The 20392-nt window shown below is 52.3% G+C and carries 14 protein-coding genes; 3 read left to right on the plus strand and 11 right to left on the minus strand.

Going from position 1 to position 20392, the window contains the following annotated elements; genetic code table 11:
* Window positions 1–94: 94 nt before the first annotated feature.
* On the minus strand, window positions 95–2092 hold the full coding sequence (locus IDH45_RS26310; RefSeq protein WP_190931126.1) for a hypothetical protein: 1998 nt from the start codon (window positions 2090–2092) through the stop codon (window positions 95–97).
* Between the two features lie 229 nt (window positions 2093–2321).
* On the opposite strand from IDH45_RS26310, the gene IDH45_RS26315 reads away from it, so the two are divergent.
* Window positions 2322–3206, plus strand: a complete 885-nt coding sequence (locus IDH45_RS26315) for a helix-turn-helix domain-containing protein (protein WP_190931127.1) — start codon at window positions 2322–2324, stop codon at window positions 3204–3206.
* 210 nt (window positions 3207–3416) lie between these two features.
* Here the strand turns inward: IDH45_RS26315 and IDH45_RS26320 are convergent, their stop codons facing one another.
* The 6 genes from IDH45_RS26320 to IDH45_RS26345 form a co-directional block, all read right to left on the minus strand.
* Complete coding sequence (locus IDH45_RS26320) at window positions 3417–4739, minus strand: ABC transporter substrate-binding protein (protein ID WP_190931128.1); 1323 nt, start codon at window positions 4737–4739, stop codon at window positions 3417–3419.
* A 338-nt stretch (window positions 4740–5077) separates the two neighbouring features.
* Window positions 5078–5998: a VOC family protein gene (locus IDH45_RS26325; RefSeq protein ID WP_190931129.1), complete on the minus strand. Its 921-nt coding sequence runs from the start codon at window positions 5996–5998 to the stop codon at window positions 5078–5080.
* Between the two features lie 55 nt (window positions 5999–6053).
* A complete protein-coding gene (locus IDH45_RS26330; protein WP_190931130.1) occupies window positions 6054–6611 on the minus strand; it encodes a GNAT family N-acetyltransferase in 558 nt (185 codons plus the stop codon).
* 550 nt (window positions 6612–7161) lie between these two features.
* A complete protein-coding gene (locus IDH45_RS26335) occupies window positions 7162–8688 on the minus strand; it encodes an extracellular solute-binding protein (RefSeq protein WP_223836978.1) in 1527 nt (508 codons plus the stop codon).
* 80 nt (window positions 8689–8768) lie between these two features.
* Window positions 8769–9635 carry a carbohydrate ABC transporter permease gene (locus tag IDH45_RS26340; protein WP_190931132.1) on the minus strand — a complete coding sequence of 289 codons (867 nt, stop codon included), beginning with the start codon at window positions 9633–9635 and terminating at the stop codon, window positions 8769–8771.
* An 18-nt stretch (window positions 9636–9653) separates the two neighbouring features.
* Complete coding sequence (locus tag IDH45_RS26345; RefSeq protein WP_223836979.1) at window positions 9654–10640, minus strand: ABC transporter permease; 987 nt, start codon at window positions 10638–10640, stop codon at window positions 9654–9656.
* A 173-nt stretch (window positions 10641–10813) separates the two neighbouring features.
* Here IDH45_RS26345 and IDH45_RS26350 point away from each other — a divergent pair, with 173 nt between their 5' ends.
* Window positions 10814–13123 carry a helix-turn-helix domain-containing protein gene (locus tag IDH45_RS26350; protein WP_190931133.1) on the plus strand — a complete coding sequence of 770 codons (2310 nt, stop codon included), beginning with the start codon at window positions 10814–10816 and terminating at the stop codon, window positions 13121–13123.
* A gap of 187 nt (window positions 13124–13310) precedes the next feature.
* On the opposite strand, the gene IDH45_RS26355 is transcribed toward IDH45_RS26350, so the two are convergent.
* The 4 genes from IDH45_RS26355 to IDH45_RS26370 all read right to left on the minus strand — a co-directional run bounded on the left by IDH45_RS26355 (window position 13311) and on the right by IDH45_RS26370 (window position 18814).
* A complete protein-coding gene (locus tag IDH45_RS26355; protein ID WP_190931134.1) occupies window positions 13311–15074 on the minus strand; it encodes a glycosyl hydrolase family 28-related protein in 1764 nt (587 codons plus the stop codon).
* A 67-nt stretch (window positions 15075–15141) separates the two neighbouring features.
* Window positions 15142–16452, minus strand: a complete 1311-nt coding sequence (locus IDH45_RS26360) for an ABC transporter substrate-binding protein (protein ID WP_190931135.1) — start codon at window positions 16450–16452, stop codon at window positions 15142–15144.
* 80 nt (window positions 16453–16532) lie between these two features.
* On the minus strand, window positions 16533–17690 hold the full coding sequence (locus IDH45_RS26365) for an alpha/beta hydrolase family protein (RefSeq protein ID WP_190931136.1): 1158 nt from the start codon (window positions 17688–17690) through the stop codon (window positions 16533–16535).
* A gap of 74 nt (window positions 17691–17764) precedes the next feature.
* On the minus strand, window positions 17765–18814 hold the full coding sequence (locus IDH45_RS26370; RefSeq protein WP_190931137.1) for a sialidase family protein: 1050 nt from the start codon (window positions 18812–18814) through the stop codon (window positions 17765–17767).
* A 382-nt stretch (window positions 18815–19196) separates the two neighbouring features.
* Between IDH45_RS26370 and IDH45_RS26375 the strand changes: the two genes are divergently transcribed.
* On the plus strand, window positions 19197–20207 hold the full coding sequence (locus tag IDH45_RS26375) for a LacI family DNA-binding transcriptional regulator (RefSeq protein ID WP_190931138.1): 1011 nt from the start codon (window positions 19197–19199) through the stop codon (window positions 20205–20207).
* The last annotated feature ends 185 nt before the right edge of the window (window positions 20208–20392 follow it).

Below are 20392 nucleotides of genomic sequence, written 5' to 3' on the forward strand. Positions count from 1 at the left end.
AAAAAAACTCCGTCTCCCGCGTTTTATAAGGCGGGGACGGAGTTTTTGGGTGTTGTACGCGTGTGTCCGCTCTGACTTCTTTTATATTCCTGTTTCATAGCATTTCTTCTCGGTATCCGATTATCGCTGTCCCTGCTTGTGATGGCGAGGACACTACATTCCCTGCTGTATCGTATACTTCCGTTCGAAGAGTCCTGCCGGCAATAGACGTACCGTTCGTTGTCAAATGTTGACCGACTAAGAGCTCTCGATTCACCTGATCTGCAGTGTTCGTATCCACATCGATAAACGTATCACCGAGTATAAATCTTACAAAACCATAGGATGATTTTTTTGTCGTCACGATAATGCTGGATATTTGCGTCATGACGGGCATGATGCAATGCGTTTCGTTATTCAGATAGCTCATGCCGGATGATTTCCGCCATTTCCCGATTTTGATCTGGCTGTGCCCTAAGGCGGATAAATCAAAATCGGTGAAGTAATTTCTGTCGAATACGAATTTATTGCTATTCGGAAGTCCTTGCCATGAAACGGAAGTCGAATTCGTGTTCTTGACGATAACAGGCGGGACGGGATCGAATTGTTCCTCCCGATGGCTTCCGTATGGAACCGTGATGCCATCGGCCCTTTCGTATGCCAGCATATCCGATAAATCTCTAGTAAACATGCATCCGTCCAACTTGACGGAGTATTTACGTTTTACCGTTCGGTTTGTGTTGTCGCGGTAAGCAACTTTTATCCCTCCATGAATATGACAGTTATAGACGTTTATGATTGCGTTTCCTCGTTGAATGAAGGCGTAGGATGCCGGATCGGGAAGTCCGCCAGCCGTTTGAATGAGATTGTAAATATCGATGATGCCAAAATCAGCATCAACGATGGTTATTTTCTTGTTTGATGTCGTTTCTAAGCGTGATGGCAAAATCTCGAATTGAGATGTTGCGCCTGCTACCCCGTTATCCTCTCCATCTAGCCGATCCGTCTTTAGTATCGTTTGATTGTCGCCTTTCGCCAATAATTCACATCCGGATACGGAAAAACCGCTCCCGTGTTTGCGAATATGGAAAAATATCGCATGATCAACGTAATTGACAAACGAGGTTTGGATGAATCTCTGCGAAACAGCTTCCAGATTTTCCGTATACACTCCTTCCTTAAATTGGCGAAATTCGCAAGCGTTAGTGTACAATCGGTCCCCGAGATTCGTTCCGAAGTATTGGAAAAGTCGTTTTAAGCCGATTGTTTTCAACAGCTCAGAATCCAGTCCGACCGGTTCGATTTGAACGAAATCGAATTCATGGATCGTTGTTGCATTGCGACCCGGATTCGCGATATTGGAGTAAAAAACACCTTTGTCCACGCCCATATTGCATGGCACGACCGTAAAACGGCTATATTTCTGCCTAGTGAACGTTTCATGAGACTCGATAAATCGGTCGTCAGCCGAATGGATATTCCATAAAAACGAAGACATTTGCCCGTCGACGAACCAGTTTTGCCTGGCATACGTTCCGGGATCTCCCGATGCTGTCGACCGGGGTCTCGTCGTTCCGAGCGGATTATCGCCTGACACTACCGTAAATGTATTTGCAGGCAATGCGAATGTAAATCCGCCGCTGAATGTCACATACAGATTCGGTTGGAAGGCTGCGGATTGCAAATAACTGCACGTTGCTTTTACGGCAATCGTGTCGTCGTTGCCATTGGCCGGAGAAGTCGATTTGCTAGGCCGGATTCCATTATGGTAAGCCCCAAAATACGCAGGGAACACCATACCGTCATGCTGTAAAATCCAGCACCCCTCGCCGGCCGCATCCGTTTCTCCAATACCGTGCAAATAATCTTCCAAACCATTGTTGAACGGTACCGAGGGCGATATGACAGTCCCCCCATTATGGCTTCCCTTGCCGGCATTGGAGACGAATTTGTACCAGCCATAAAACGGATAGGATCCCTGGTGATGGGATGCAACGAATTTTAAATCCCCGTCCGAACCCGGCGTCAGATCAACCGCATAATGTTCAACGATATTGTTGTGAATATGGCTTCGGCTGCCATTGCCATTATCAGTTGGAGATTCGTTCTTCATGGCGGAAACTCCTACTACAGCGCCAAATAAAGAGAACGCTCCTGCGATTCCGGCCGATTTCAACAATACTCTTCGAGTGAGGTTCCCTTCCTTCCATTGGATCCGACCTTCCTGTCCCCTCATATGCATGGAGCACCCCCTTCCTTTTTTGGAACAACCGTATTCCCTCTTCTGGATCCTGGTGTATACTGGATTCAACTATGTACGAATCGAGAGGAGGTTCTTCTTTGTGTACAAGAAGAAAAAACTCTATTTACCACTGCGCATGACTTACAATGATTGCAGACCGTACCAGATGCAGTTCCACGTTCATAATGAATACGAAATTCTCTACTTCCATCAGGGAAAGGGAACCTACATAATCGGCAATCACATTCATATTCTGCAGCCCGGCGACCTCATTCTAATGAATGGCAAGACGCTCCATACTTCCAAAACAGGTCCTGAAGAATATTGTCGAACTGTAATTCACTTCGATCCGTCCTATTTGCGAGAAAAGCTGAACCAGTCTATTTTTGCGAGCACGTTCGATCCATTCGACAAATCAGGAGACCATATTATCCATTTGAAAAGCGAAGCTCGGGCAGAAGTGGAAATACTGCTTAAAAAAATGGATCATTTATCCAGACAACAGGATGACAATTCGTACAATCGTCTTCTCCTATCGTTGCTCGATCTGTTATATTTCCTTAAACCGTTATGCCGCGCTTCGGATCAAGAGATGAGGAGGCTGGCAGAAAAAGAGTTTCATGTTCAGCGATTACTCACCTATCTGGAACAAAATTATACGGAAGACCTGAATATGGATCATATCGAGAGTGAACTGTACTTAAATAAAACGTATTTATGTAGAATTTTTAAAGAAGTAACGGGCACGACCATTTTCTCATACTTGAATAAGTTTAGACTGAATAAAGCGAAGGTTTTGTTGATTATGGACGAACAGACAACCGTATCCGAAGTCTGTTTTGAGATCGGGTACAAGCATATCTCGCACTTTAGCAGGCTGTTCAAGCAAGAGTTCGGTTGTACTCCAAATCAGTTTCGCGGACTGGTAAATAACGTTTCCCAAAGGATGGCTGACCCGGATCTCATAATAGCGACCGTCCAATGAGACACGGATGCCGCGGACGTCCGTCTTTATGGAGAAGCATTTCGTTCAGCGCTCATCGCCTATTGCAAACCTAACGCGCGATCCAGTCAGCTGAATAGTTGTCTGATGTACTGAATTAATCTGCCTCGTCGGCGGATCAAATCAGTACATCAGCACCTTGCACATGAAAGCATCCGGAGAAACACCCGGCTGCAGCGATATAAGAATGAGTTATTTCTGCAGCTTCGTCTTCAGATCTTCGATCTTCTTATTGCCTTCCTCCTCCATATTGCGGAACGCCGTATTGATGTCGGTCTTCCCGGCCGCAAGATCGCGATAGTATTTTCCGTAAGTGGAAAATACGGCATCATCATAAATCGTCTTGGGCATAATCGGCGAGCTCTTGCCGTAATAAACCGACTTCAGGTTTTTGTCCGCATGCCGAGTCGCCTGCCCGAACGCATTCCGGATCGATTCTTTATTTACCACCGGCATGTTGCCCAGTTTCGACAGCTCCATTTGATTTTCATCGGAAGTCAAAAATTTGATGACCTCCATCGCAGCCTCCTTATGTTTGCTAGTCGATGTAACAGAGAAATAGGTCGGGTAATTTTGCGGCCCCAGATCAGGCGCTTCCTTGAATCTCGGGAACGAGATCATATCCCAGTTCAGCGATGATACATCCTGTGTAAATACTAGCGAGGTAAGGAAACCGTACATGGCCAGATTTTTCGTTTTTACAAATTCGTTGGTTTGGGGATATGCGTTCTTTAGTACTACTTCTTCCCTGTATCCAGGGGCTTCCGCAGGGCGTACAAACACGTTGTTATAGATTGTTTTCCACTTTTCATCGTTCACGGCGATCTTGTTTGAAGCGGGGTCGACCATAGGCAAGGAGAACGGATTTAACCGAATAATGTGACCGTAGGAGACAGCAAGACCCATATACTGAACTTGGCCCTCATATCGAGTGAGCTTCTTGTTCAATTCCAGAGCTTCATCCCACATCATGCCGTCCTTCGGATAAGTAACCCCGAATTTGTCGAATAAGTCTTTGTTATAAAAAAACGATAGTGTATTCGTCACGACCGGCAAACCGTAAAGCTTGCCTCCGGACATTTGTTTCATCGCATTGAGATCGTTTTCATCGAAACGATTCAAATCGATTTTGTTTTTTTTGATCAATTCCGTCATGTCATATTGCAAACCCGATTCCTGGATCCCCCCCACGAAGAAACCGACTGAATCCCAGTAAATGTCGATAGGCTGACCGGCGGCAATCAAGTTTTGAAACGAGTTCGACTTGTTTTTTTGTAAATACGTAATCGTGAAGTTTGGAAATTTTTTACGGATGGAATTTCCGTATCGTTCATCGAAGCTTTCCACCGAATCCTGGCTATTCGAAAAGAACACCAATTCCAACTTTTCTTTCGTGATGTCGGACGAAACGGACGCACCTGTATCATCCCACTTAGCCTCCCCGCACCCGGCCAACAAGATGGCAATTGCGGTTGCCGAAGAAATCGCCTTCCAATGTTTTTGTCTTTGCAACATGATCTCCTCCTCTGATTACCTTGCTCGAAATCCCTTTTTTCATTTTGTAATTCAGGGTTACTCATCGTTACCTGCAGCCGACAAATTCATACTCTAACTGGCAGCGCTTACAATAGCATATCATCCTTTTCGTATTTTCTTTTACATGCTATTATCCAAATGCCGCTTTACTTTTAACTGTCATTCTTATTTGCATGAAGCGTAAGTCTGAACACTTGGTATGCTTACCAAGCATCATCTATGGAATTGCTGAAATACATGGAATCGCTAGCTCATGAATTCGAGTAACAAAGCGCAAAATAGCCCCCGTCTGGCCAGCAGACGGGGACTCGAATAAACTACCGGCCAAACAGCTCTCGTATTTCCAGGATGCGGCGTATATGCGTATTGGCATGACCGGCCATCGACTTCATCAGCCGGATCGCCGACTCGTGTCTGCCCCCGCCGACCCGCACACTCCGTTCCATGAACCCGGGAATGTGACGATGGAGCAGCATCACATGCTCTCGCAGCAGACGAAACAGCGCTGTCTCGACGACGACCGGCCTGTCGGCATATCGCATCGCTTGGGCCCACTCGTTCTGGGTGAACCGGTTGCCCGTATAGACACGGTCCGGCTCCGTGCTGCCCGCAATATATTTGAGTTTATGTACGGAAGCCAGCTCCAGGTCGACCACGTGAAGAACCTGCTGCCGGATGCTCCATTTGCCCGGAGCGATAGCCTGATCAAGCGCCGATTCGTCCAGGCCTGCCAAAGCAGCTTCCAGACGGTCCGGCCCCGACGCATACGCAGCGGCAATATCGCCGGGCGACGCCTCCAGCTCCTTCCAGAACGCCAACCGGTACCCTTCCGGCGTCGTCACCGTCAGCGTCCGCCAGCAGAATGGCTCCGTTTCGTCCCTCACGGGCGCTCCCGCAGCTTCCGCTCGGCGTTTGACCGCATCCAGCACGCCTGTGGCGCCGTCCGGCACCAGCACGTACACGCGGTCGCCGGGGGCTGGCCGATTCGGGGCCGGGCCAGTGTTCGCCGCTGCCGTCGCACCGAGCGTCTCGCCTCTATCGCCCTTCGCTCCGCCCGGCCGCTGCAACAGCACAAGCTCACCGCCCGGCATCCGCAGCAGCTCGCCCCCGCCCTCTTCCCGGTTCGTCCCCGCTCTCTCCCATCCGAGCACTTCCTCATAAAACCGCCCGGCTTCCGCCGGATCGGCGACATCCAGGACGACCTTCACATTGCCGGACTGTCCGCTATTCCCTCTCACGCAGCTCATTCCTCCCTGGTAACCCTCTCCCGGCGGCGGGTTGCAGGTTATACGGCTAGACCGGTTTTATCATACGAATGAACGGTTTGCCGCCTACTTGAAGACGGCCGTCTTCGATGTAGCCGATTTTCCGGTACAGCGCATAAGCCCGCTCGTTATCCTGCTCGACGATCAAGGATACCCGCGGGTATCCGTCTTTCGCCGCTTTGTCCTCGAAGATGCGGATGAGCGATTTCCCGATGCCCATCCCTTGAAACGACTCGTCCACGGACAGCGAGTCCAAATAATATTCATTCGGCTGCGCTTCCTTTGTAATCGTGTAGCCGGTCCTGCCCGACTCGCGGACGATCCGGTCGATCAGCGGCTGGTCCAGCTCTTCGGCCCGGGTGCCGTCGTAGGCGACAAGTATGCCCGCCACCTTGCCATCGCGTTCCTCTACAATCACATTTTCATAGCTGATCCGGTTGCCCGGCTGTTTGTAAAACTCGGTTAGTATCTGCATCGCCTCGGCATCGTCCGGCGTACCCGCAAGTGTATTCGCAATCGTCCCGATCGCGCCTTGCAGCAGCGGCATCACTTGCGCTGCGTCTTCCACTGTAGCTTGTCTGATCATGGTGCCATCCTCCTTTGATTCTAGTACCATTGTACCTCAACCGCGGACGAGTCTCCACTTGCCGCCGCTCCTGAGGTTTGGGCAAGTTTGGAGTAGACCTCGACCATCTGGCACCCGTTTATCGAGTAAATAGCAGCTATTTGCACATCTTATTTTTGTCCTTTCATCTTCTCTCGGTAGAATAAGGGTCTTTACTAGCCCTTATTTACTCGAAAATCGCCCGCTTCGAGAAAAAGCCTGCGAAATAAGAGTCGCAAACATCCGCTATTCACGCCAGATTCGCCGCTTCGGCACATATAAGAGTCTCAAACATCTCTTATCGAGGTTGCGAGTAAAATGTACACTTGAAAGAAGGAGAGTTGCCCGTAGGTCAAGCCTTGTCATCCCACAGGTTACACTCCGAAATTGCACTACGCGGCTCTGCTGCCATAGCGGCCGATCCGACAATAGCGGCTCACAAATCGGGAACACAAGACCAATAACCCGCCCCAACAGGGACGGGCTTGGCCGTGCTTCACTCGCCCTTTATGCGCTTGTGCCTACTCCCGGCTCACTTCGCTTTCAACACCCGGTCGTACGCATCCTTATACACCTTGATCACCTGGTCGAGACCGAGCTTTTTCGATTCGCTAACATAGGCGTCCCACTGGTCCATCCCTTTGTCCCCGAGAATAAACTTCGTGATGTTCTCCTCCCGGTGCTTCAGTACCGATTGGCCGATCGTCGTCAGCACGTCGTTCTCCTTCTCGGTGAATGGCGGCTTCGGCTGCAGCTTCGAATCGTACTTACCGATGGCGGCGTAAGCGTCGGTCGTTTCTTTGGACGTCAGCGTGAGCAAGGCGCTGTAATCGATCCATGTGTACGTGCCGTAGTTGAGCAGTCCCGGCTTCTCGCGCAGATCGGACATCGTCTTGAACGCGTCGAGGTACTTCTTCTTGCCGTTTGCTTCCTCGTACGTCACGCCTTTGATCCCCCAGCTGGACAGCTCGCGTCCCGCCTCCGAGTAGAAGAAGTCCATATACTTCATCGCTTCCTTAATCTTCTTCGAGGTGGAGGCTACCGTCATGCCGGAATCGACCGTGTTGATATTGATATTGTGCCGGTTAGCCCCGGCAAAGCCCGCAGGAGGTGGCATGAACAGCATCGAGAACTGCGGATTGTCTTTGCGCAGCGGAACGTTGTAATAATCCATCACCATATAATCCAGGAAGACGAACGACTTGTTGTTGGCGATAAAATCGTCAAACTGCTTGCCTTTGACCGTCAGCCAGTCGGGAGGCATCAGCCCTTCCTTGTACAGCCGGTTCAGGAAAACGACGAGCTTCTTGTAGTTATCCTCAATCGGGCCGTACCGCCATTCTTTCTTATCGAAATCGTAATACGTATCGTTATACGTATTGAACTGCGGAGCCATCCGGGATATCGTGCCGAACGCCCCGCGTGTCACGAACGGGTAGCTGTCCGGGTACAGCTGCTTTAGCTTTTTCAGCGTCTCGTACAGCTCGTCGTAGCTGTTCGGGAGCGTCAGATTGTGCTTTTTGAATATATCGTCCCGGTACATCCAGCTGATCCGCTCTCCCTGTCCGAAGCCTTCGTTCGGGAACATAAACATTTTCCCTTCCGAGGACGTGTACCGTTCCTTCAGCTCCGGATATTTCGCCAGCCAGCTTTTGAAATTCGGCATGCTGTCGAGATGCTCCATGATGTTCGCCAAAGCTCCCTGCTGCCCGTATTTGTTAGCGGTTACAAAACTGCTCATAAACATCAAGTCCGGCATATTGCCCGTCGCGATCGTCAAATTGACTGCTTCGTTGTAATTGTCTCCCGGAGGCACAGTGCCGGTAATCTCGACGTTCGTCTTCTCTTCGATCGCCTTCCAGATCGGCTTGTCTTTCGCATACGTCCAGTTCGATTGGGCGCCGACCAGCATCGTCAGCGTCGTCTTCGCTGCGGGTTTGCTCGTTCCTCCGCCTTCTCCACTCGCCTCTCCCGTCTTCGCGCCTCCCGCGTCCCCGCCGTCTCCCCCGCATGCGGCCAGAAGCCCTGCCAGCATCGTCGTCACCGTAAAAGCTGCCATCCCCTTTTTCATCCCTTGCGGCGCCACCGCCTTCCGCTAACTCCGGGCGGCAAGCGCCTATCCTCCCCTCGCTACCTCGTTTATCCTTTCAAAGAACCAACCGTGACGCCCTTGACGAAATATTTTTGCAGAAACGGATAGGTGAGCAGAATCGGCAGCGTGCCGACCAGGATCGTCGCGTATTTCAGCGATTCCTCGACGATCTGCTGGTCTTTGCCCAGCGTAAACGATCCGTCCAGATTGGTTTGGCCCGCCAGTACGATATTGCGCAAGATAACCTGCAGCGGCACCAAATCCGGATTTCGCAAATAGATCAAAGCTGTATAGAAGTTGTTCCAAATGCCGACCGCATAAAACAGGCCGATCGTAGCGAGCACCGCCTTGGACAGCGGGAGCGCAATGCGGACGAACAAGCCGACGTCGTTCAGCCCGTCGATTTTGCCCGCCTCTTCCAGCTCCTGGGGCAGTCCGGCGAAGAAAGTCCGCATCATGATCAGATACCACGCGCTGATCGCGCCGGGAACGATCATCGCCCAGAACGTATCGACAAGCCCCACCGCCTTCACGACGAGAAACGTCGGTATCATTCCGCCGCCGAAAAACATCGTGACCACAATCATCACGGTAATCGGCCCGTGAAACAACATCCTCTTCTTGGACAAAGCATAAGCCGCCATCGAGGTCAGAGAAAGCGATACGGTCGTACCGACAACGGTATACAACACCGTGTTAAGGTAGCCGTTCCATATGCGCGGGTCGGTCAAGACGATCCGGTACATGTCCGTATTAAACCCTTTCGGCCAAAGAAAGACACTCCCTTTCATGACGGATACTTGATCGCTGAACGAGACGGCAATCATATACACGAACGGATATACGGTGACGATCATCACGAGCAGCATCAGCAGCACGTTGACAGCGTCAAATACGGTTATCTTTCTTCTCATGCCGCTTGATCTCCTTCCTCACCACAAACTGTTTTCCCCCAATTTTCGGCTCACGTAGTTCGCACTGACCAGAAAGACGAGATTGACGAGGCCGGTAAATACATCGATTGCCGCCGCATAGCTGTAGTTGCCCTGCACCAGCCCGACCCGGTACACGTAGGTGCTTATAATATCCGCGGTCTCGTATGTGGCCGGATTGTACAGCAGGAACACTTTCTCGAACCCGACCCCGAGAATATGCCCGATTTCCAGAATGAGCAGGATCGCTACCGTTTGCATCATGCCGGGCAGCGAGATGTGCACCATTTTGGCAAATCGTCCGGCTCCGTCCATCTCCGCCGCCTCGTACAGATGCGGATCGATCGACGTCAGCGCCGCCAAATAGATGATCGACGCCCAGCCGACCCCCTGCCATATCCCCGAAGCTGTGAAGATGGTGCGGAACCAGTCCGGCGACATGAGCCAGTTGACCGGCTCGAATCCCACCAGCTCGATAAGCCGGTTGACGAGCCCTCCGGACGGCGACAGAAAGACGACGATCATGCTCGCGACAATTACGTTGGAGATGAAGTGCGGCAAATAACTGACCGACTGGACAAAACGCTTGAACACCGCGTTTCTCAGCTCGTTAAGCAGCAACGCCAGCAGGATCGGCGCCGGGAAACCGAAGACGATCCGGTAAAGCCCCAGCAAGAAAGTGTTGCGCAGCAGCTTGAAAAAATCCGGATTGCTGAAAAACATTTCGTAATAATGAAAGCCGACCCACTCGCTCTGCCAAATCCCTTTAAATAAGTTGTACTTCTGGAACGAAATCGCGATGCCGAACATCGGTACATAATGAAAGACGATAAAATAAACGATACACGGCAGCACGAGCAGCAGCAAAAACCGGCTTTCCCTGAATCGCCTGCGCAGTGCCCCAGGACTGCCCGGAGCCGCTGCCAGCGAACTCTGCTGCAAGCTGTCCGTCATCCGGTTCGCGTTCACGCCCCATCCTCCTCTCAACCAATTGCTCCTTGCTAAGCGACAAGACTCGTTGCTACAATGAGCTTATCTCGACGATACAGCACCCGGGCGCGCTTCGCCTATCCGCAATTCGTCATGATGTAAGCGCTCTTATGGAATCTGACGAAATGTATACAATCGGACCGATTGTAGATCGGAAGGGGGACACACGAATGAACGCGGTGAAACGGACGTTTACGGAACACCGGAATTCCTTGTTCGTCAAGCTGCTCAGCGGCTTCCTGCTCGTCATCGCGCTGCTGCTTTCCTTCAACGTGCTGTCATTCACTTTCTTTCAGACCAATATCCAGAAGCAGATCATCGACCACAATACGCTGAATATGAAAAATACGGTTAACGGGTACGAGAAGCAGATGCAGCTCGTGGAAAGCGCGATGCTCCGCTTCTACTTCAACGACCGGTTCAGCTCGAGCCTGAACGGGGGAGAGCAGCCGAACTACTACGCCGCCGCGGAGATCAAGACGGAGATGAACGCTCTGCTGGCCAATCCGATGCTGCATCTGGAGAACATGTTCCTGTTGTTTCGCGACCATCCTTTCGTCATCGAGAAGGAAAGCACGACGAACACGGTCAATATGTTCACGAAGTTTTATGTAAGCGAGTCGTACGGTCCCGTATTCTGGCAGAGGCAGTTCTCGGAAATCTATACGTTCCGCGTCTTTCCCGCCGCCGGCTTCACGCAGTATAACTACAACAAGTCCGAAAGCTTTAAAGGCGAGCTGCTGCCCGTCGTGATGAAGAACAAGTTCAACAGCCAATATATTGTAGCCGCCCTGCTGGACGCACGCAGCTTGTTCCGGTCGCTTCATTATAACGGGGAAGATTCGTTCTTTATACTCGACGGCCGGGGTGACTTGCTGTTCCGGTCGTTTACCGAAGGAGCCGCTGCGGAGGACGGCTCGGTACGAAGCCCCTCATTGCCGGACGGTCTTGCATTCCCGAATAACGAAGGGTATGTAAACGAGGACGACTACTATTATTTCTACAAAAAAGGGTCGTACTCCGGCCTCACTTACGTAAACGTCATCCCTAACGTGCGCATCGCTTCGCAGGTGCAGCGGCTGAATCTGGTGCTGCTGGCGATCATGACGGCCGCCGTCGTGCTCAGCGTGCTCATCTCCATCCTGCTCAGCATGAAGTTCAACAACCCGATTCAAGGGATGATCCGCCTGCTCCAGACGACTGGCCAGCCGCACAAGCTCAAAAGCAGCATCCGCGAGTTCGACTGGCTCGGGCGAAGCATCGCCGATATCGTACATGCGAATGTGCTGTTCCGCCAGGATCTCACTAAGAAGAACAAGCTTCTTCAAAACTACGGGTATATGAGCAAAATCAAAAACATCCGCAGCTGGACGGACTTGCGCGACCTGATCGAGACGAATAAGCCATATTACTTCCTCGTCTTCCAGCTTTCGTTTACCGAACGGTTCGACCGGCTGACCGGGGACGACCAGGAGAAGACGGCTTACTGCCTGAAGGAATATATGAACATACAGCTCAGCGAGCGGTTTGCGGACTCGGTCACACTGCAGATGGAGAAGGATCAGGTCATCTCCCTGCTGTTCGCCGGGGAGGAGCCTTCCGCCGTCATGGATACGCTGCTGCTGCTGAAGCAGGTGCTGGACCGCGACAAAGAATATTGTATCGTTACGATCGCGTTCCGGCCGGCCCTGTACAGCACGGATGAGCTGACGGCCGCTTACGAGGAAGCCCAGGCTATGATCGCCTCCCGACCGCTAAGCCGCGATACCCGGATCGTCACGGAAGCGGCGGGCGGCGAACCGGTCAGTCTGATGACTTTTGCGAAAGAACAGGACTATTCGGCTCATCTGCTGGCCGGGCGGGACGACAAAGCCGCCGAGCTGCTGCTTCAGTTGCTGGATCATCTGGACCATTCCGGAGCCGGGGCGAGGCAATACGGGGAATTCGGCAAAGAGGCCGTAGCGGCGACCTTCAAGCTGCTCCTCGAGCATCAATACGATATTAGCGGCCTGTTCGGGGGGCAATCGCCTTTCCTGCATTTGAGATCGTGCTGGAGCAAGGAAGAATACGAATCGTTTATACGAAGATTGACGTCAGAAGCGGCGGCTCTGGTACGGGAGCGCAAGGCGGAGCGCGATCCGATCCGCGACTTCGTGCTCGAATACGTAGCCAAACATTACGGGGAAGATATCTCGCTGGAGCAGGTGGCGGATAAACTGAATTTATCCCGCGGCTATTTGTCCACTTACTTCCACGAGAAAACGGGCCAGACGTTCAGCGATTACGTAAACGGCTTGCGCATGCAGCGCGCCAAAGAAATGCTGAGCGAAACCGACACGCTCATTCAGGATATCGCCGGCCAGGTCGGCTACCAGAACGTCAACTCGTTCATCCGCATGTTTAAACGGATGTGCGGTCTCACTCCCGGCGAGTTCCGGCGGATCGCCCTGCAGGAAGGGGCTGACGGGGGGAGAAGCTGAACGATACAATTCGGCGGCTGTTGCTGCATGGCAGCAGCCAGATCCAGTCGCTGTATACGAAGCGGTTGCAATGATTTATAGACACTGCCGAAGTGACCGCTCCGTCATCGAGCGCTTCACTGAAAAAAGCCGCCCTTCACATGGATCGGGGCGGCTTTCGTTTTGCTGCGGGCTGCAACTGACCGGACTACAATGCTACGATCGCAACACGGTATATTTTACTGAAGGAAAGATTCGTAAAATCGATATCGAATAGCTGCAGCGATTCCGGATTCGTCACATTCAGATCGATCGTTTTTGTCGTAAAAGCGCTTACATTAATAAATGCATAGTCGTTAAAGACGACCCCGCCGGCCTGATTTCTTACGACCGCATACGCTCTGCCGTTCCCTCCGTCCGTAGCGGGATTGCCTTCCGCCGTGATCTGAAGCTGGAAGGAGCCGGACAGTTTGCTGTTCGGGACATACAGCCGGAAACGGAAGTTTTTGTTTTCCCCGCTGGCCAGATGCCACGCCTTATAGCTTCCATTTTCTACGAAAGGCAGCGGCTTGTCCGCAAGCGTCCCGGTTATGTTCATATGCGGGAACACGTTATCGAACTCCAGCACGTTCAACTCCGGCTGAGCCCCGTATAACACGTACGGCTGGCGCCGGACCGGGAACAGCTCCTCGTAGTGCAGCTGCGTATGCCACGGATAACGGCGGTCCCACTTTGTCGTCACGATCTCCAGCCAATTGCCCAGCACGCCGTTAAAGGGAGTCGGGGCGTTGCCCTGAAGAATATTGCCTCCGGCCCGGCCGATCGACGCTCCGTCGAACAGCATCTTGATCGCGGGACGCTGCATGCTTACGGCGAGGGCCACGTTGAGATGATTCAGATGGATTTTGCACGAATCGGGATTGTAGAAATAATACATCTCAGGTGCCGCCAGCACGCCTCCCCGCTCGAGATGCTCGCTGTAATTGTGCCGCAGCTCTGCTCCATGGGAGCGCCATAACGTGACTCCGCCGATCCGCGTAGCATCCAGCAGGTCGTTTTGCTCGTATACGTTGTCCGCCCCCATCCCGAAGGACGAATTGTACCATTCCACCCGTTCGTCATGGATATGCCTCGCGTTCCGGTAAAACCGGTTCCGCTCCGCCTTGGACAATGTGCAGCCGATGTTCTCGAAACCGATGCCGCATCTCTCGAACAGGCAGCCTGCAACCTCCGCCCCATATACCATAACCAGATGCAGTCCGACTCCGAGCGACTCCAATTCTCCTCTGGCCGGGACAACGACGGATTGCGCTGCGGGATCGAGCGCCGCATCATACGTCCCTTGGAATTTGACGTCGGTGATTCGAACCGATCGCGACGGATTCGCCGTATTCGCATAATCCGTTCCGAGGTTCCACCTGTTCGTAATCCCGTATTTGGCGTTCAGCGTAAAGCCGCTTACCCGAAAATATTCCTGCCTCGTTGCGGGGGTGAACAAATTGATCGCAAACTTCGCAGAATCGGTCATGTTGATGACGACGCTGTGCAGACCGGCTCCTTGTATAATCGTCCCTTGCGAAAATTGCACCGTATCGCTGATCGTGTACGTGCCCGGCGGGATCGTCAAAATCCCGCCCTTCACCAGGCTGCCCGCCGCCGCTTGAAACGCCGCCGTGTCGTCGCTGACGCCGTCTCCGGCCGCTCCGAAGTCTTTGACGCTGACGGATTCGCGTAATTTGGCGCCTACAGTCCGGGCCGGCTGACCGGCTGCATAGCGGTACTCCACAGAGTCCGCGTCCGTCTCTTCTCCGCCATAGACGGCTGCCGTTACACCGGGGCTCCCGTTAACGCTGTGAAGCATCCCTCCTGAGACGATCGCCGCACCGGCCGCTCCGAGCGTCGTGAGCAGCGTTCTTCTGCTTATGGTTTTGCCTGCTGAATTTTCCGTTATGGAAGGTTCGTTTATACTCAAAATGATTCCTCCCTCGCCTCACTTGGCATATAACTCTTACCTATCATTCTTACATGAAGGATCGGCTTTATTTCTTCATCTGGGCTTCAACCGCTTTGTTGATATTCTCTTCGGCTTCCCTGAGTATCGTGTTGATATCCTTTTTATTTTGCGTAAGCTCGTTGAACGCTCGGGTCATCTCGGCTATCCCGATGGCGTCATACTTCGTGAATGAATTTGGCATCGGAGCGGGAGCGCTGGATACAAAGGCAACAAAATTTCTTCCGTTGAAATGAGGCATCTCCGAGCCGAATGTTTTCTTAATATCGGAGTTTTTCAACACGGAAGGCTCCCCGATCTTCGACCGCTGCTGCTGCACCTCATCGGATACCAGATTCGCCACCACCTTGAACGCCTCATCCTTGTTCTGACTTCTGCCCGATACGAACAAGCCCACCACAGCCGGCTGGATGCCGGTTTTCGGTCCGCTGGAATACGTCGGCATGGTAACGAGATCCCAGTTTAAGCCGGCTTGCGTTGCGTCGATCAGAGGACTAAATATGTTGGATACGACAAACATGGCTACATTTTGATCTTTGAGAAAATTATTGATCGACCCTGGAGGAGAGTTGCCCTCAATATCGTAGAATCGCTTTAATGACGTAAAGAACGTTTTCCATCCATCTGTCTGAACGATCGCTTTATTCGTCTTGTTGTCGATGAACGAAAGGGACATCTGATTATTATTGAATAGAGACGCCGGATGAATATCCAATCCCCGGTACTTCACTCCAGCATCGGTACGGGTCATCTTGCGGGCCAATTCATAAACCTCGTCCCAAGTCATTCCGTCCTTCGGGTAAGCAACTCCGAATCGGTCGAACAGGTTCTTATTGTAAAATAAAGCTGCATTATTCTGCGTGACCGGCAAGGCGTATATGCTGTTGTCCTTCGGATCCGCTTTCAGACTGTTCATGAACGCAGGCTCCACATTGCTTAAATCGACCTTGTGCTTCTTGATCATCGGGGTCATATCCTCAATAATTCCCAAATCGCCATATTCAAAGGTCGCTCTTACCCCTTGACCTTGGATGATATCCGGCACATTGTTCGCGGCTACTAACTCGGCGAGACTGTTTCCTTTCTCGTTTTTAACATTAACCAACGTGATGTGAGGGTATTTCTTCTTAGTCGGGTTCACCCACAAGTTTTCCCACAAGTATTCGGAGTAATTGCTAGGGTTGAATACGGTAATTGTGACGGGTTTATTGCTTTCTTCCGGTTTCGTTTCCGGATCCGCCGCTTGCTGCTTCGCGCCGCAGCCTGCCAACAGCGCGATCGATGTTAGTAGAGAGGTGGCCGCTAAAGCTGTCCGTTTCCCCATCATTGCTTGTTTCATGGAAATATTCCCCTTTTCTATTTTGTTAATAGCGCCGGTAAGCGCTTACTTTCAAGCCATTAAAATACTTTGTTACGAAATTACCTGACTTCCACTACGGTACTTGCTTGATAACCGTTATGATCACAAACGTTAATGAAATAGGCGTTGGCTTGTTGCGGAAGCGCGGCGATAACGATCCGGTTCGCGTGATCGAACTCGCACTCGGCCGTCTGCCATTTGCAGACATGCCAGTCTCCTTCATAGTTCGTATAGTACAACAGTGCTTTCGAGGCTTCCGTTCCTTGATAGGAGACTTTAACGGTACTTTCATCCACAGCGGTTTGTTCTCCCAATCGGATCAGAGGCTCTCCGCCGCGTACGATTGAGTCTGCAAACGCGTATATTTCGGCGGACTTCCAGCCGGACGGATGCGAATGGCCGAGGTCGTGAACCATCAATAAGCCGGATTGCTCGATACCGTTTTTGGCATGAACATAAGACTTTCCGAATATCCGGACATCAAAATACGGATCGTACAGCCAGTTCACCCACAGCATCGGGATGTTCACCTTGGAGAAAAAGGCCGACGGCTCGGTTTGCCGGATCACCGCTTCGTAAGTCGCCTCCTCCATCTCTGCAAATCGGCGGCCCCACAGATTGTTCAGCTCATATAAAAATCCGCAGCCGTATACGGGGATGGCGAAAGCAAGCCGTGTATCGATTCCGGCCACGAGCGAGGTGACGATTCCGCCCCACGATATGCCGGTTATCCCGATCCGCTCGGGGTCCACCTGCGGAATATCGCGAAGCAGCGAATGGGCCAGTATCACATCGGCAGCCGCATGGTACATCCATTGATCTTCGACCGGCAAGTCGCAATCCAAGTAAATTCCTTCGCGTTCCGGACCCGGCAGCGAATGGCTGTACCATTTATGGAGACCGGGGACCCCTTCGGGGACGTGTCCCTCCAGGTCCATCGCGATGGCGGCGTAGCCGCGCTTCGTCCATAAGGCGACCCACTCTTCATAAGCGGTGCCGCCTCCTCCATGGACGAGTACGATAGCCGGAATTTTCGTTTTGCCGTCCGTCTCCGGCAATCCGTAGCAGGCAAACACGCGTGTAGCCTTCCCCTTGTAGGGCAATCCCTCATAAAAGATCGAATGAATGCCTTCCGGGCTTTTCCTCCCGGACGGATAGACTCGGGGGGAACGAAATAATTGTTCCAGATTCCAAGGGATTGAGTGTTCGTTATCCATAACCCACACCTTCCTTAGCACAGCTATTATTCATGAAATAGCGCTTTACCTCCGGCAGGCAATCCGATCGGACGTCAGCTTGTAACGGACAACTTCCAGAAAACAATCCTCTTTCTTTTCCACGTGTAAGTCACATACACCTCTTCGCCCGCTGCGACGATAGCCGGATACGAATATTCGCCCGGAGCATCTTCCAGGACGAATGTCTCTCCCCAGGTCGAACCGTTATCGCGGGACAAGCTGATGACGATCGGCGTCCGTTTCCCCCAATTTTGGCCGACCGGATTGTATACGACAGCCAATACTCCGCTGTCCAGACGGACCAGATCGAGGCCGCTGTTGTTGTTAGGAAGATCGGTCGCATAAGCATCCGTCCATGTCTTGCCGCCATCCTCCGAGTCACTGCGGCACGTCAGGCCGATCGTGCTGCGCAGCAGCATATGGACTTGGCCCGGTTCGGATTCCCATAAAGTCGGCTGGATGACGCCGATCCCTTGAAAAGATGCCGCCGGCACTGGAGGAACGGGAGTATCGGATGCTGCAGCCGTACTCGAGAGAACCGGGGCGCTCGCTGCGGCGGATTGGGCAGGGGGCAGAGATATTTTGTTGCCGACCGTCCAAGTTTTCCCGTTATCGTACGACAAATCGGCGAACGCATCCCAAGTATCCAGCTCAATCGAAGCCGGGGCGACCCAGGTGCCATCCTGCAGAATGATTGGCTTGTTCTTAACGGGGCCTCTGCCGCCGGAATCTCCTTCGACCAAAATGGCGGTTTCGCTCCAGGTATAACCGTCGTCACCGGATACCCGGTACATGGTTCTCCAGCTTCGAATTTCCTTCCCTACTTTGTAGAACAGCCACACCTTGCCTTCGCCGTCCCGGAACAACACCGGATTCCAATGAGGCTCGGACGCTTCGTCCGCAATCTTTATCGGCTCCTGCCAGCCGTCTTCTTCCCGCCGCGACAGCCAGATCGCCACATCGTCAGCTCCTTCACGGGTTCCCCCGAACCATGCGGCCAGAATGTGGCCGTTCGGCAGTACGATCAAGGTCGACGCGTGACAGCTTTCGAACGGTACTTCATCTTCAAACAAGTGCTCCTGCAATCTTACTTCAAAACCCAAAACGGATCCCCCCACAATACTTGCATTTTTGCTAAAACGTTTTGCTAAATCGTTTTAATGATTTTATTAAATCATATCTTTTTCCACTTATCAACCATTTTTTTGTGAGTTCGGTTCTCTTTTCACCTTGGTTACTGGCAGAATAATTGCGTTGAGGGAAATTTTCAAAGGGATTGTTGCGCGCTTTCTACGCAGCCGGATTTATCCGGCTCCCAAGATAACCTGCTTCTTGCGGATAGGCATTCTTTAGCCGTCCGGCAGTCCTCGGCCATGAATACGGGTTGACTTCGGGCCGTTCCCATGCGCTATACTAGGAGCAGCACAGGATGAGGCACGGCCCTCGCCGGTCTTCGCCTGATCCAAGGAGCAGTGAGGTGTACGGATGGCCAGTATTAAAGAAATAGCCGCATATGCGAAAGTGTCGCCAGGTACCGCATCCTTGGTCTTAAACGGGAAAGGAGAGCAGTACCGGATCTCCCCGTCTACTCAGGAACGGGTGTTCGAGGCGGCCCGCCAGCTTGACTACCGGCCCAACATATCGGCAAAGCGGCTGCGCAGCAGCGGAGAGACCGTCGCTCCGATCATCGCATTGTTCTGGACGATGGATCCGCGCTCGCAATTGATCGGCCGCTATTTGAAAGGGATACAAAACGCGATCCACCAACAGGAACGCGAATACGAAATATTGATTCAACCCTATGTCGGCTCGCAGCTACGCGACCAGAAAAGCCTCATAACCGGAACGAGGTTCAACGGCGCCATTATCGCGCTTCCGACCGAGGAGGATGAACAGTACCTGGAGCAGGCCGACATTCACATCCCGCTCGTCCTCTACCAGCGCAGCTCCGGCAAATATTGTTCGGTCAACGTAGACAATTACTTGAGCGGCCAGAAGGTGGCGAACTTGTTCGCCAGACGCGGACACCGGAAGGTCGGGCTGCTCGTGCCGGATATTTCCTCTACGGCAATTCGGCTCCGGATGAGCGGCTTCGTCGATGCCTGCCGCGAGCACGGACTCGAGATCCAGGATGAACATGTCCGATACGGCAGCTTCACCGAGCTCGGCGGTTACCAGACCGCCAACGCCATATTCGGCCGGCACGACAGGCCGACCGCCGTTTTTTGTATCAGCGACCAGATGGCGGTCGGCGCTTTGTACGCGCTGCACGAGCTGAAGCTGGCCGTGCCGGAGCAGGTAGAGATTGTCGGCCATGACGACGATGCCGTCTCCGAATTCAGCATTCCTCCTTTGTCCACCGTCCATTTGCCGGTTGAAGAAATGGCCCAGGCCTGCGTCAATCTGATGGTCGATCTGATGTCTCACAAAATAACAAGCTCCGTCTCGCAAATGTTCGAGTCGACCTTAATTACGCGCAAATCTTGCGAAGGTTGATTTACCTCCTCATCACATCCTTATGCGGATGCGATGAGACGACAGGAACAAGCCTTTATCTCTGCACCCCGCGCAGCTCCCAGCGCGCGGTGGGGAGATACGGGTGTCAAACGTTCGGTGGAGTTTGTGCGGAGTATGTGGAGTTGTGCGAAGTTGTTTGCAGAGTTGTGCGAAGTATGAGGAGA

It is taken from the genome of Paenibacillus oceani (assembly GCF_014705615.1).
GTDB classification, from domain to species: Bacteria; Bacillota; Bacilli; order Paenibacillales; family NBRC-103111; genus Paenibacillus_AB; species Paenibacillus_AB oceani.